At 49.4% G+C, this 13,721-nt stretch carries 13 protein-coding genes; 1 reads left to right on the top strand and 12 read right to left on the bottom strand.

Going from position 1 to position 13,721, the window contains the following annotated elements:
* Positions 1-3: 3 nt before the first annotated feature.
* From lipB to leuS, 11 genes are all read right to left on the bottom strand, one after another.
* On the bottom strand, positions 4-660 hold the full coding sequence (gene lipB, locus DYA43_RS10155) for a lipoyl(octanoyl) transferase LipB (protein ID WP_024373345.1): 657 nt from the start codon (positions 658-660) through the stop codon (positions 4-6).
* A 195-nt stretch (positions 661-855) separates the two neighbouring features.
* The gene (gene ybeD / locus DYA43_RS10150; protein WP_020328008.1) at positions 856-1,134 is read right to left on the bottom strand and encodes a DUF493 family protein YbeD; all 279 of its coding nucleotides are present in this window, start codon (positions 1,132-1,134) and stop codon (positions 856-858) included.
* A gap of 120 nt (positions 1,135-1,254) precedes the next feature.
* On the bottom strand, positions 1,255-2,430 hold the full coding sequence (locus tag DYA43_RS10145) for a serine hydrolase (RefSeq protein ID WP_020328007.1): 1,176 nt from the start codon (positions 2,428-2,430) through the stop codon (positions 1,255-1,257).
* Between the two features lie 97 nt (positions 2,431-2,527).
* Positions 2,528-3,316, bottom strand: coding sequence for a septal ring lytic transglycosylase RlpA family protein (locus tag DYA43_RS10140; protein ID WP_061056756.1), 789 nt, complete (start codon positions 3,314-3,316; stop codon positions 2,528-2,530).
* Positions 3,316-4,437, bottom strand: a complete 1,122-nt coding sequence (gene rodA / locus DYA43_RS10135) for a rod shape-determining protein RodA (RefSeq protein WP_020328005.1) — start codon at positions 4,435-4,437, stop codon at positions 3,316-3,318. The genes DYA43_RS10140 and rodA overlap by 1 nt, the downstream gene beginning before the upstream one ends.
* Positions 4,437-6,320 (bottom strand): penicillin-binding protein 2, encoded by a 1,884-nt coding sequence (gene mrdA, locus DYA43_RS10130; protein ID WP_020328004.1) that lies wholly within the window; start codon positions 6,318-6,320, stop codon positions 4,437-4,439. The genes rodA and mrdA overlap by 1 nt, the downstream gene beginning before the upstream one ends.
* A 6-nt stretch (positions 6,321-6,326) precedes the next feature.
* The gene (gene rlmH, locus DYA43_RS10125; protein WP_020328003.1) at positions 6,327-6,797 is read right to left on the bottom strand and encodes a 23S rRNA (pseudouridine(1915)-N(3))-methyltransferase RlmH; all 471 of its coding nucleotides are present in this window, start codon (positions 6,795-6,797) and stop codon (positions 6,327-6,329) included.
* 2 nt (positions 6,798-6,799) lie between these two features.
* Positions 6,800-7,117 (bottom strand): ribosome silencing factor, encoded by a 318-nt coding sequence (gene rsfS / locus DYA43_RS10120; protein WP_061056755.1) that lies wholly within the window; start codon positions 7,115-7,117, stop codon positions 6,800-6,802.
* A 68-nt stretch (positions 7,118-7,185) separates the two neighbouring features.
* The gene (holA, locus tag DYA43_RS10115; protein WP_061056754.1) at positions 7,186-8,211 is read right to left on the bottom strand and encodes a DNA polymerase III subunit delta; all 1,026 of its coding nucleotides are present in this window, start codon (positions 8,209-8,211) and stop codon (positions 7,186-7,188) included.
* Between the two features lie 8 nt (positions 8,212-8,219).
* A complete protein-coding gene (locus DYA43_RS10110; protein WP_024373350.1) occupies positions 8,220-8,843 on the bottom strand; it encodes an LPS-assembly lipoprotein LptE in 624 nt (207 codons plus the stop codon).
* 109 nt (positions 8,844-8,952) lie between these two features.
* Positions 8,953-11,529 (bottom strand): leucine--tRNA ligase, encoded by a 2,577-nt coding sequence (gene leuS, locus DYA43_RS10105; protein ID WP_024373351.1) that lies wholly within the window; start codon positions 11,527-11,529, stop codon positions 8,953-8,955.
* 121 nt (positions 11,530-11,650) lie between these two features.
* On the opposite strand from leuS, the gene DYA43_RS10100 reads away from it, so the two are divergent.
* Complete coding sequence (locus DYA43_RS10100; protein ID WP_020431856.1) at positions 11,651-12,121, top strand: zinc ribbon-containing protein; 471 nt, start codon at positions 11,651-11,653, stop codon at positions 12,119-12,121.
* Between the two features lie 49 nt (positions 12,122-12,170).
* Here the strand turns inward: DYA43_RS10100 and lnt are convergent, their stop codons facing one another.
* Positions 12,171-13,688 (bottom strand): apolipoprotein N-acyltransferase, encoded by a 1,518-nt coding sequence (gene lnt / locus DYA43_RS10095; RefSeq protein WP_061056753.1) that lies wholly within the window; start codon positions 13,686-13,688, stop codon positions 12,171-12,173.
* Positions 13,689-13,721 lie beyond the last annotated feature (33 nt).

Here is a 13,721-nt window from a genome sequence, read left to right as displayed (position 1 = left end):
GCTCTATTTACCTATGACAGGTGCTTCTGTGCTGAATTCTACTTCCTCGTAACCGAACAGGCTGACGAGTTCTTTTATGAGTTGTTGCTCGACATCTTCGATACGAGTCGGTCCACCTAAATTGCTCACTTGAACCATTTCCATTCCCTGATAACCACATGGGTTAATACGCAGAAACGGAGAGAGATCCATGTTGACGTTGAGCGCTAAACCATGGAACGAGCAGCCTTTGCGAATACGCAGGCCGAGTGAGCAGATTTTTTTACCATCGACATAAACGCCTGGAGCATCCGGGCGAGCGGCAGAGTCGATATTGTAAGCTTTTAACGTATTAATTACGAGGTTCTCAATATCAGTGACGAGCTCTCGGACACCCAGCTTTTTACGACGTAAGTTGATCAGAAAGTAGGCGACGATCTGACCGGGGCCGTGATAGGTGACTTGGCCGCCACGATCGCTTTGAACCACGGGGATATCGCCAGTATTAAGAAGGTGTTCAGCCTTGCCGGCCTGACCCTGAGTGAATACGGGGTTGTGTTCCACAAGCCAGACTTCGTCACGTGTTGAATCATCACGCTGGTCGGTAAAGTCATGCATGGCCTGCCAAACAGGATGGTAATCCTGTCGACCTAATCGTCTGACAACAAGCTGGTTATCCATCATCGAAGTCCGTCAGTGATATATAAAGTGTTTGGATTATAAACGTCTTAAGCAGATTGAACTACTCATGACGATTAACTTTTTGACCATAAATTTTATGTAACTATTTTAACTTTATGATACATAAACAAAAAGCAGCCTCGGGCTGCTTTCAAAAAAAATTGAATTTATCAAATAATTACAGATAAATAAAACTTACAGCACCATGCGAACGATTTCGATATCGCCCAGTTCTTTGTACAGGATTTCTACCTGTTCAATTGAGGTTGCAGTGATGGTGATAGACACAGAGTGGTAGTTACCTTTGCCACTTGGTTTGACACGTGGGCTGTAGTCACCTGGAGCGTGACGCTGAATAACTTCCAACACAAGCTCTGGCAATTCAGGTTTCGCGTGGCCCATCACTTTGTAAGTGAATGAACACGGGAACTCAAGCAGGTCTTTCAATTTTGCATCAGAGTTGATGTTTAACATATTGGAAACTCCAAGTTGGGTATTCGATAAAAACGGTGACGAATAGTACAGTCAATCGAATGGGATCTCAAGTTAACAAAAAAGCCGCCCAAGGCGGCTTTTTGGGTCGATCTCAGTGGATCAGAATAAGCCTTTGAACAATAGAACAATGTAGTCCCACAGACGGCTGAACAGACCACCTTCTTCAACATCTTCCAATGCCATCAGAGGGTATTGCGCAACGTCTTCACCGTTAAGCTGGTAGTACAGCTTACCGACTACATCACCTTTCTTAATTGGGGCTTTCAGCTCTTTTTCAAGGACGAAGCTGGCAGTCAGATCTTTTGCCTGGCCGCGTGGCAGAGTCACGTAAGTGTCCTCATTCACACCCAGCGCGACCGTTGACTTGTCGCCCATCCAGATTTTCTCATCAACGAAAGTCTCGCCCGCTTTGTGTGGTGCAACAGTTTCAAAGAAACGGAAACCGTAACTCAGCAGCTTTTTGCTTTCTGACTTACGTGCATTCATGTCTTTGGTACCCATCACAACAGCGATTAGGCGCATCTTGCCTTCGGTCGCTGAGCTGACCAGGCTGTACCCTGCGTTGCTGGTGTGACCGGTTTTGATACCGTCCACGTTCATGCTTTTATCCCACAGCAGGCCGTTACGGTTGTACTGGGTAATGCCGTTGTAGGTAAATTTCTGCTCCGAGTAAATCTTATACTCGTTTGGTACGTCGCGGATCAGTGCTTGACCCAGCAGAGCCATGTCGTACGGGGTTGAGTACAGGTTCGGGTTGTCTAGGCCGTGGACGTTGGCAAAATGAGTATCTTTCATACCCAGAGTGTTGGCCCACGCGTTCATCAGATCCACGAATGCATCTTCCGAACCTGCGATGTGTTCGGCCATTGCCACACAGGCATCGTTACCAGATTGAACGATGATGCCCTGGTTCAGATCGCGCACTTTGACGGTGGTGCCAACTTCAATGAACATTTTGGAAGAATCTGGGAAGTTCTTCGCCCATGCATTGCGGCTGATAGTCACGTCATCATCGTTCGAGATGTTGCCGCGTTTTAATTCCTGACCAATTACGTAACTGGTCATCATTTTGGTCAAGCTGGCTGGTGACAGCTTGGTGTTCATTTCTTTTTCGGCAAGAACTTTGCCTGAATGATAGTCAATCAGTACAAAACCTTTCGCAGCGATCTGTGGCGCATCTGGAATGACGACAGGAGAAGCGAGGGTCGTGCTTGAGAACGTAGCGGAAAGCGCTATTGAAGACGCTAGAACAGAATTTAGGATGGTTTTTTTCATGATGAATGCGAATTGTGTGTTTAATTGTCCATTATCTTAACAGAAACGACTTCCCAAACCAGACCCGAATGCTTAGCTGGTCAGGTTTGAGTGGTCATTATTGCGCGACGGGGTGCTTTTTTATAAAGGCGGTGTCATAACCCCGCGTTTTCACCTTTTCCAAGGTGTCCTGCGTCAGGGTGTAATCACTGAAAGGCCCGAGAAAGAGCCGGTGACTACCATTAACACTTTCGACAAAACTTTGCACCGATAAGCTTTGACCAAGATTTTGCGCTAAAGTTCGCACTCTTTCTTCATTTTGTGAAGATGCCACCTGAATGATGTACTGAGGAGCGCCAACTTTGGGTTTAGCCGTAGTTTGTTTCGCGACTGCAATGGTCTCGATTTCAACGTTGGCCGTCCCGGTTTGCACGACGCCAAGTTTATACGCGGCTGCGTAACTTAAATCAATAATGCGTCCGTCATGGAAAGGCCCGCGGTCATTGACCCGGACAATGGTCGATTTGCCGTTGTCCAGATTAGTCACTTTGACGTAGGTGGGAAGCGGCAGGGTTTTGTGTGCCGCCGTCATGGAATACATGTCGTAAATTTCACCGTTTGACGTCAGGTGACCATGAAACTTTTTGCCGTACCAGGATGCCTGACCACGTTCTTTGAATCCCTTGGTGTCTTTGACGATCTGATAGTTCTTGCCGCGCAAAGTGTAATCTTTGTTACCGCCCAGACTATATGGTTCGTACTGCGGATTGGCATCTTCAATATGATCGACGGAAAGTGGAGCATCCGGCGCGATGTCATCTTTGATGTCATAACGGCCTGAAGACGAACTACATCCGGCCAGAATGGCGACAGAACATAAACTGAATAGGAGCGTGGAATGCTTCATTAGTTTGCCTTTGAAAACGCTTTTCTATGGGTATGGATTGACATCAGAATGCCAAAACCGGCCATGAGGGTAACCATAGACGTACCGCCATAACTGATCAATGGAAGTGGCACACCCACTACCGGCAGAATACCGCTTACCATACCGATGTTTACGAAAACGTAAACGAAGAAACTCAGCACAATACTGCCAGCCATCATACGGCCAAAAGCGGTTTGCGCATTGCTGGCCAGATACAGGCCTCGGCCGATGATAAACAAGTACACCGTCAGCAGTGCAAGAATGCCTATCATGCCCCATTCTTCCGCGATAACTGCAAAGATAAAGTCAGTATGTCGTTCAGGAAGGAATTCTAGGTTAGATTGTGTGCCGTGTAGCCAACCTTTGCCAACTACGCCGCCTGAACCGATGGCAATTTTACTCTGAATGATGTGATAACCAGCACCAAGAGGATCGGATTCCGGGTTGAAAAGGGTTCTGACGCGTGTCTTCTGATATTCATGCATCAGGAAATACCACAACACCGGAATAAATGCGCCCACCGCCACTGCGGCGGCAAAGATGATTTTCCAACTGATCCCGGCAAGAAAGATCACGAAGATCCCTGATGCCGCAATCAGAATGGAAGTCCCCAGGTCTGGCTGCTTAGCGATCAAAATGGTGGGCACGAATACCATCACCATGGACAGTACCAGTGTCTGGAAGCTGGGTGGAAGCGGGCGCTTACCGATAAAGCGCGCAACCATCAGCGGCACGGCCAGTTTGAGGAGTTCCGAGGGCTGAAAGCGCACAAACCCCAGGTTCAGCCATCGCTGTGCGCCTTTAGACACTTCACCAAACAACAGAACGCCGAGTAATAACGCCACACCCACGAAAAACAGCACCGGAGCCAGACGCTCGTATGTACGCGGCGGCAACTGAGCAAGACCGATCATCACGGTTAACGCCAATACCATACGCATTGCCTGGCGATCCATCATTTCCAGACTCTGACCACTGGCGCTGTACATGACAACCAGACCAAAGCCCATCACGACCAGCAGGCCAAGCAATAATGGCAAGTCGATGTGTAAACGCTCAAAGAACGCCCGGTTTTGACCTGTTGAGGGATCCATTTTCATTATTTGTCTGCCTCGCCGTTACCCAAAATGACACGGTCAAAGATTTGTCTTACCACCGGAGCACCGTTGCTTGAACCGCCACCGGCGTTCTCCAGTACGATGGTCACAATCACTTTTGGATCGTCGACTGGCGCAAACCCGGTAAACAGTGCGTGGTCACGCAGATGTTCGGCCAGTTCGTCGGCGTTGTACTCCTGGCCTTCTGCCAGACCAAATACCTGTGCAGTACCGGATTTGCCTGCACTCTTGTATTGCAGGCCTTGGAAAGCGCGCCGCGCCGTTCCGCGTTTACCGTGGTTGACCAGATACATTCCTTCAATCGCCATATTCCAGTACTTATCCGGTACACCGGTAATCGGTGGGTAAGTCACGTATTCGGTTTCTTTTTGGGTGGAGAATTCTTCGCCATTATTGATGGTAGAACGCAGTAAGTGCGGTGCAATTACTTTTCCGTGATGCACCAAAACAGAGGTTGCTTTCGCAAGCTGCATTGGCGTTGCCGTCCAGTAACCCTGACCGATACCCACAGGAATCGTGTCACCCTGATACCAAGGTGTGCGGTGACGGGCCATTTTCCAGTCACGGGTCGGCATGTTGGCTTTACTCTCTTCGGTGATATCAATACCCGTGTAATCCCCGAAGCCAAATTTCATCATCCAATCAGACAGACGATCAATGCCCATATCATAAGCAATCTGATAAAAGAAGGTATCCACCGATTCTTCCAGTGCTTTGATGATATCCACCTTACCGTGACCCCAGCGCAGCCAATCGCGGAATGGCCGGGTTTTTGAATTCGGAATGCGCCAGTAACCCGGATCGTTTCGAGTGGTATTCGGCGTGATCACGCCTTCTTCCAAGGCAGAAACAGCAATAAATGGTTTGACGGTCGAACCTGGAGGATAAATACCCAGCGTGGTGCGGTTTACCAGCGGACGGTCTTTATCGTTGAGTAACTCACTGTATTCCTTACCAGAAATACCGTGCACAAAAGCATTCGGATCGTAACTTGGGCTTGATACCATCGCCAGCACGCCGTTGTCTTTTGGATCGAGCACTACCGCTGAACCACGACGACCATTGAACAGGCTGTGCACGTAAAGTTGCAGCTTAATATCGAGGTTGAGAACAATGTCTTTGCCCGGGGTTGGCGGAACGTATTTCAGAGTACGAATCACGCGTCCCCGGCTGTTCACTTCGACTTCCTGATAGCCGGCCTCCCCGTGCAGCAAGTCTTCGTAGTAGCGCTCAATACCGAGCTTACCGATATCGCGGGTGGCTTGATAATTGGCTTCTTTACCTTCGCGGACTAAGCGTTCGATATCGCGATCATTAATTCTAGAGACATAACCGATCACGTGGGTCAGTACTTCACCGTATGGGTAGTAACGCTTGAGGTTTGCGCTGACGGAAACACCGGGATATTTGTATTGTTGAACGGAGAATTTCGCGACTTCTTCTTCGGTCAGTTGAGTTAACAGCGGCACTGAGTTAAAGCGGCGTGTCTGGCGGCGCTCTTTTTCAAATGCAGCAATTTGTTCGGGAGTAATCGTGAGAATCTGTTGTAAGCGGGCGATGGTCTCGTCCATGTTTTTCACTTTTTCTGGAATGATCTCCAGACTAAAAACAGGGCGGTTTTCGGCCAGTAACACACCATTCCGGTCATAGATCAGACCCCGGTTAGGCGCAATCGGTACCACTTTAATGCGGTTATCGTTGGAACGGGTTTTGTAATCCTGATACTGATTGACCTGAATGTTATACAGGTTGGCAACCAGAATACCCATCATCAAGACAATCCCCACAAAAGACACGACAGCACGGTTACGAAATAACCGCGCTTCAGCCAGGTAGTCTCGAATAGGGCTACGCTTACGTAACATCAGTGTCTATTCTCGGTGATAAGGGTGGTTTGCTGTAATGCTCCAGGCACGGTACAGACTCTCGGCCATGACCACGCGCACCAGCGGGTGCGGCAATGTGAGTGGCGACAGTGACCAGCTTTGTTCTGCGGCGGCTTTACACGCCGGAGCTAGCCCTTCTGGGCCACCAATCAAAATAGAGACGTCTCTTGCATCCATTTTCCAACTCTCCAGCTGAGCGGCCAGTTGTTCGGTGTCCCAGCGTTTGCCTGGAATGTCGAGAGTAACAATTCGGTTGCCTTTTGGCACGGCGGCCAGCATGGCTTCGCCTTCTTTTTGCAGAATTCTTGCAATATCAGCGTTTTTGCCTCGCTTACCAGCGGAAATTTCAATCAGCTCCAGCGGCATGTCGTGAGGAAAGCGGCGGCGATATTCCTGGAAGCCTTCTTCCACCCACTTTGGCATTTTGGTGCCGACGGCAATCAATTGAATCTTCACGCTCAGCCCCAGAGTTTTTCCAACTGGTACATGGCGCGATGCTCTTCCTGCATCACGTGCAGCATGGTTGTGCCCATATCGACGACAACCCACTCGCCTTCGTTCTCGCCATCAATACCCAGTGGCTCAACACCGACTTTTTTCGCTTCACTCGCGACATGATCGGCAATCGAAGAGACGTGTCTTTTGGACGTGCCAGTACAAATGATCATGTAATCAGTGACACTGGATTTGCCTTGTACGTCTAGGGTTACAATATCAACCGCTTTCATATCGTCGGCTTTGTCTGCAAGAAAGTCTTTTAATTCTTCACGTTGCAAGGGAATTTCCTCTGAGATAACTAACTATAAAAATGATTTTGTCAAAAGCGCGGCAGTATATCACGCTTTCAGGCAGGCAAAGGCAAGTTTGCCTGCGCAACGCAACATTCGAGGCTCAACTGATGCAGTAATGGCCAAGGCGATTGCTCATACTGAGTTTTTGCGACAATTTCACATTGAGCAAGCAGCTGAAGTAAATGTTGCAGACGTTGAACCGATAAGCGCTGCAACGCAGCAGAGCAATGTGGGCGTTTATTCTGCCAGACGCGGTATTTGTCAAAGATAGCGCCGAGTGGCTGATGATTCATCGCCAGACGCATCTGCAGCAGTTGCACCAGCTCTTTTTGGACTGTGCGCATCAGAATGATCGGTTCTACGTCTTCAGCGGCCAGTTGGCGCAAAATGCGTTGCGCGCGATTGGCTTTGCCTTCAAGCAGAGCATCGACCCAGTGAAATGGGGTGTAGTGGTTGTTGCGGCTCAGCGACTCTTCAAGGCGAATCAGCGTCAGTTGACCGTCTGGGTAGAGCAGAGCCAACTTCTCCAGGCTCTGTGCCAGAGCAAACAAATTGCCCTCATGCCACTGTGCCAGCATTTGAATCGCTTCGGCATCAGGAGTCAGACCCAGCGCCCGGCAACGAGCGGCGACAAATTGTGGTAGGCGGCTGATATCCGGGGTTAAACAGTTCACCAGACAGCCCTGACTCATCAGGGCTTTAAACCAGGCCGTATTTTCCTGAGCTTTGGTTAGCTTGGTACCGACAATCAGCAGCAGAATATCGGGATTAAGATGCTGTGCCAAGTTGGCCAGTTCTTTGCTCGCAGCAGCATTAATACCAGCTTCCGGGATCTCCAGTTCGATCACTTGGCGACTGGAGAACAAGCTCATGGATTGACAGCAATCGTAGACCTCGTTCCAGTCGAGACTGGCATCAAGATTAAAACGGTGTTTCTCTTCAAAGCCTTGCTCGCGTGCTTTGCGCTCAATCGCGCTGCGCGATTCTTCGATCAGCAGAGGTTCATTGCCAAAGACAAGATACACTGGCGCCAGCGTTCTGTTCAGAGCATCGGCCAGTTTGTCAGCGTAGAGTCTCATTATAAAATCTACTGAACTTCAGCCGTGCTGGCCGAAGGTGCAACCTGTGTTTCGGTTGTGTTGATGGTGTAGTCTTCGCTTGGTTTGACCGCGTTTGACGCTGGCTGTTCATCCATGGTTCCGGTATGAATGTTTGCTTTGAGACGAGCCATTTGACGTACAATCTGGCTGGCGGCCAGTTTGCGCATTTCGTCTTCAATCATGTCGCGTTCAACCGATTTTGCCAATGCGGTTAACGGGTTATCCAAGTAGCTGCGAGTCACGCTGGTGGAAAATGTCTTTTCCCCCAGATTAGGAATTGTCACGCGATATGACGCAACAAAAGTCAGTTCAATTTCAGCGGCCCGAGTGTTTTGGTACAAAGATAATGTTCTTTCTCCGGTACCTTCACTTAAAAGATGAATGTTAGGTACATCTTCAGCCGGTTGCACCACGGTGATCTCATTCATTCGTAGCTGGCGTTTTACCATGCGGGTAAATGTGCTGTATTGGTCATAGCTGGTCAGTGACATGGTGCTCAGTTCCTCCGGAACGTCATAATCACCACGAAGATGAAAACCGCAGGCACTAAGCAGGGTGGCGGTCAGAACAACCAGTGATAACTTGAAGGTGGAAGGCAGTGTCAAACGCATGGGGCTCTATTCTCATGAATTGGGTTTACTTATCTCAGTTCACCACAGCGATAAACTGAGATAAGTAAACAGGGCGCGAAGCCCTGTTTACAGACCGTAATATACGGAATTAGTTCGCAACGATGTTCAGCAGTTTTCCTGGAACATAGATGACTTTGCGGATTGTCAGACCATCGGTGAATTTCATCACGTTTTCGTCTTTCAGGCCCAGTTCTTCAACTTGTTCTTTGGTTGCATCAGCAGACACAGTCAACTTGCCACGCAGCTTACCGTTTACCTGAAGTACGATCAGTTTTTCATCTTCAACCAGCGCAGCTTCATCAAACGTTGGCCAAGTTGCGTTGTCGATGTCTGCCTGACCCAGCGCTGCCCACATTTCAAAACAGATGTGTGGCGCAATTGGGTAAAGCATCACAGTGATCGCTTTTAGGGCTTCATCCAGAATCGCGCGATCTTGTGCGTCATCCTGAGGTGCTTTAGCCAGCTTGTTCATCAGCTCCATCACGGCTGCAATAGCAGTGTTGAAGGTCTGACGACGTGCAATGTCATCGGTTACTTTCGCGATGGTTTTGTGAACGTCACGACGCAGCGCTTTTTGATCGCCAGTCAGTGCAGAAGTCTCAACCGTAGTTGCTTCGCCTTTTTCGGTATGTTCACGAACCAGTTTCCACACACGTTTCAGGAAGCGGTTTGCACCTTCAACACCAGATTCTTGCCATTCCAGCGTCATATCTGCTGGTGAAGCAAACATCATGAACAGACGTACGGTGTCGGCACCGTATTTGTCGACCATTTCTTGTGGGTCGATACCGTTGTTTTTTGACTTAGACATTTTGATCATGCCTGAGTGTTCAACGCTGCGACCGTGTGAATCTACCGCAGTCGTAATACGACCTTTACCGTCACGTTCAACTTTCACTTCGGTTGGTGAAACCCACTCTTTACCACCTTTGTCATTGGTGTAGTAGAAGGCATCAGCCAGAACCATACCTTGACACAGCAGTTGCTTGAATGGCTCGTCAGAAGTCACATAACCAGCATCACGCAGCAGTTTGTGGAAGAAGCGTGAGTACAACAGGTGCATACATGCGTGCTCGATACCACCGATGTATTGGTCTACTGGCAGCCAGTAGTTGGCTTTTTCTGGGTCCAGAATGTCGTCTGCTTGTGGTGAACAGTAGCGCGCGTAGTACCAAGACGATTCCATGAAGGTATCGAAAGTATCGGTTTCACGCAGTGCCGGTTCGCCGTTAAAGGTGGTTTTCGCCCACTCTTTATCCGCTTTGATTGGGCTGGTGACGCCATCCATGACCACATCTTCTGGCAGAATCACTGGCAGTTGGTCGGCGGGTACGGGATGTACAACGCCGTCTTCTGTGGTCACCATTGGAATTGGTGCGCCCCAGTAGCGTTGACGAGACACGCCCCAGTCACGCAGACGGAAGTTGACGGTTTTCACGCCTTTACCTTCGGCTTCCAGTTTCGCTGCAATGGCATCGAAAGCGGCTTGGAATTCCAGACCGTCGAATTCGCCGGAATCGAACAGTACGCCTTTTTCGGTGTATGCCGCTTCTGAGATATCCAGTTCGCTGCCATCAAGTGGCTTAATGACAGGAATGATATCCAGGTTATATTTGGTCGCAAATTCGAAGTCACGTTGATCGTGCGCTGGGACGGCCATGACCGCACCTGTGCCGTAGTCCATCAACACGAAGTTCGCGACAAAGATTGGAACTTCACGGCCATTCAATGGATGAATTGCGGTAAGGCCCGTTGCCATACCTTTTTTCTCCATCGTCGCCAGTTCTGCTTCAGCAACTTTGGTGTTTTTACACTCTTCGATGAATGTAGCCAGCTCAGGGTTTGATTTCGCCGCTTCGGTTGCGAGAGGGTGGCCCGCTGCGATACCTACGTAAGTGACGCCCATCAGTGTGTCTGGACGCGTGGTGTAGACTTCCAAGTCTTGCGCTTGATCTTTCACGGCAAACTTCAGTTCCACACCTTCAGAACGGCCAATCCAGTTGCGCTGCATGGTTTTCACCATTTCAGGCCAACCTTCCAGGTTGTCGAGATCGTCTAGCAGCTCTTGTGCGTAAGCAGTGATCTTGATGAACCACTGAGGAATTTCTTTCTGTTCAACCGGAGTATCACAACGCCAGCAGCAACCGTCTTCAACCTGTTCGTTCGCCAGAACGGTTTGGTCGTTCGGACACCAGTTAACCGAAGAAGTTTTCTTGTAAACCAGACCTTTCTCGTACAGTTTGGTAAAGAACTCTTGTTCCCAGCGGTAGTACTCAGGACGGCACGTCGCGAATTCACGATTCCAGTCGTAGCCGAAACCCAGCAGTTTCAGCTGGTTTTTCATGTATTCAATGTTTTCGTAAGTCCAAGGTGCCGGAGCGGTGTTGTTTTTAACCGCCGCGTTTTCTGCCGGTAGACCGAATGCATCCCAGCCGATTGGCTGCATGACGTTTTTGCCTTGCAGACGCTGGAAACGAGAAACCACATCACCGATGGTGTAGTTGCGCACGTGACCCATGTGCAGTCGGCCGCTTGGGTACGGGAACATAGAAAGACAGTAGAATTTTTCTTTATTTGGGTCTTCACTTACAACGAAGGTCTTGTTGCTTTCCCAATGCTGTTGAACTTTTTGTTCAATGTCTTGCGGGTTGTATTGCTCTTGCATCGATATATCCGGTTATCTTGGAATTTGTGAGTTCAGTTTGAACAGATACTAATAGATCGTCATAGAATACCTAAAGCAAGGGAGCACAACAATAGCCAATCGGGTTTGAGAGAGGTGACTTATGCCAAAACAAAAAACGGGTTACGAAGCTTTACTCGAAGAGGTGGTGGAAACCCTGAAACAAAGTCCGGAAGAAGTGGACCACATTCTGGAAACATCCGGTAAAGTTGTGGCCGCGGCAAACGACTTGACAAAAGATGAGCTGGCGCTGATTTCTGCGTATGTAAAATCGGATCTCAAAGAGTTTGCGGACAGCTATGAAGAAGAGAAAAGTAGTCCGTTTTATTTGATGATTGCCAATTCTATTTGGCAGGGACTGCTGGAGATCACCGATAAAACCAAAGTGGAATGGGTGGAGCTGTTTCAAGATCTTGAACATCAGGGATTGTACAAAGCCGGCGATATGATTGGTCTTGGTATTCTTGTGTGTGAGAACTGCGGACACCATGTTGAATACAACCATCCGACCGAAATTGTGCCCTGCATTCGCTGTGGTAACACGGCGTTCAGTCGGCAACCGTTGAAGCCTTAAGTAAAAAGAGTCCCAATGGGACTCTTTTTCGTTGTGCTGTTCGGTTAGGCTATGCTTTACGGCGTTGAATCACCAGCGCCACGATAAGGCCAAACAGTGTCCATGCATACAATGGCCAACTACCCAGCGCGTGATAGGGTGTTTGACCGCGGGTTGGGACCATTTCTGCACGCAGCACACCCGTTTCAAATTGAGGTAGCTGCTGAGTGATGTGCCCTTTGTAGTCGGTTACCGCCGTCAGACCGTTGTTAGTGGAACGAATCAGCGGCTTACCTAATTCCAGCGCGCGCATGCGCGCGATTTCCATATGCTGCAGTGGGCCGATAGAGCGGCCAAACCAGGCATCGTTGGACAAGGTCAGCAGAAAGTCAGTCTCATCGGTCACATTGGCCCGAACTTGTTCATTGAAAATGATTTCGTAACAAAGCGCAGGAGCCAACGCGTGGCCATTGGCGACGATGTTCGGCTGAACATAATCCCCTTCGCTGAACGAAGACATCGGCAAGTTAAAGAACGGAGCCAATGGGCGCAGAATGCTTTCAAACGGCACAAATTCACCAAAGGGCAGTAGATGGTGCTTATGAAAACGCTGCGCTAAATCGTAGTGATAATCACCGCTCGGATTCTCACCCAGCGTCAATATGCTGTTGAAATAACGCTTATTGTCATCCTGATTGAGAATGCCCGTAATGAGCGCGCTATGATTCATCCGTGCGGCGGTATCTAGATTGCGCAGAAACGCCGGGATCTCAAATTCAAACGCAGGAATTGCTGCTTCGGGCCAGACGATGATATCGGCATCCCAGTTCTGACGACTGAGATCAGTATATTTCATGATGGTCGGCCAGCGTTGGCTGGGTAACCATTTGAGAGCCTGCTCAATATTGCCCTGAATCAGCGCCACTTTTGTGGTGCGTTGCGGTTGTGGAGTCACCCACTGTGCGGCATTCAACGCAAATCCAACAGCAAACAAAACCGCTGGGATGAGAAGCAATAGAACGCTTTTTTTCTGCCAAGCGAGCGCCAGGCCGCCTGCACACAGCAATACTATCAGCGTCAGTAGTTCAACGCCGCCGAGCGGGGCGAAGTTCGCCAACGGGCTGTCGATTTGGCTGTAACCGAGCCACAACCAGGGAAAGCCAGTCATGACCCAACCACGCAGCCAGTCGCAGACCAGCCAGAGCGCAGGCGTCGCCAGTAATAAACGGCTGCGGTTCTGCTTCGGGAAAAAGCGATTGAGCGCCCAGCTAAAGAGTGCGGAATAAAGGGCTAAGTAGCCAACTAATAGCCCCATCAAAAATAAGCTGGCAATTTTGGGCATGCCACCAAAGGTGTCGATACTGACATGTACCCAACTGATTCCGAAACCAAACTGGCCCAATCCCCAGGCATAACCAATCCATGCCGCCCGTTTGGGGGGCTGCCCGTTTAATAACAGCAATAGCAGGAAAGGGCTGAGAATGGCTAATGGCCAGATCTGATAGGGAGCAAACGATAGGGTGGTAAGCGCGCCAACAAAAGCGGCCGCAAGCGGCCGCATTAGGCGATGATTGAAAATATTCGTCATCTGCAACTTTTCTGATGCTCTTACAGAGTAAGA

The sequence above is a fragment of the Vibrio fluvialis genome (assembly GCF_900460245.1).
Taxonomy (GTDB): Bacteria; Pseudomonadota; Gammaproteobacteria; order Enterobacterales; family Vibrionaceae; genus Vibrio; species Vibrio fluvialis.
This window is presented reverse-complemented; position numbering and strand designations above follow the sequence as displayed.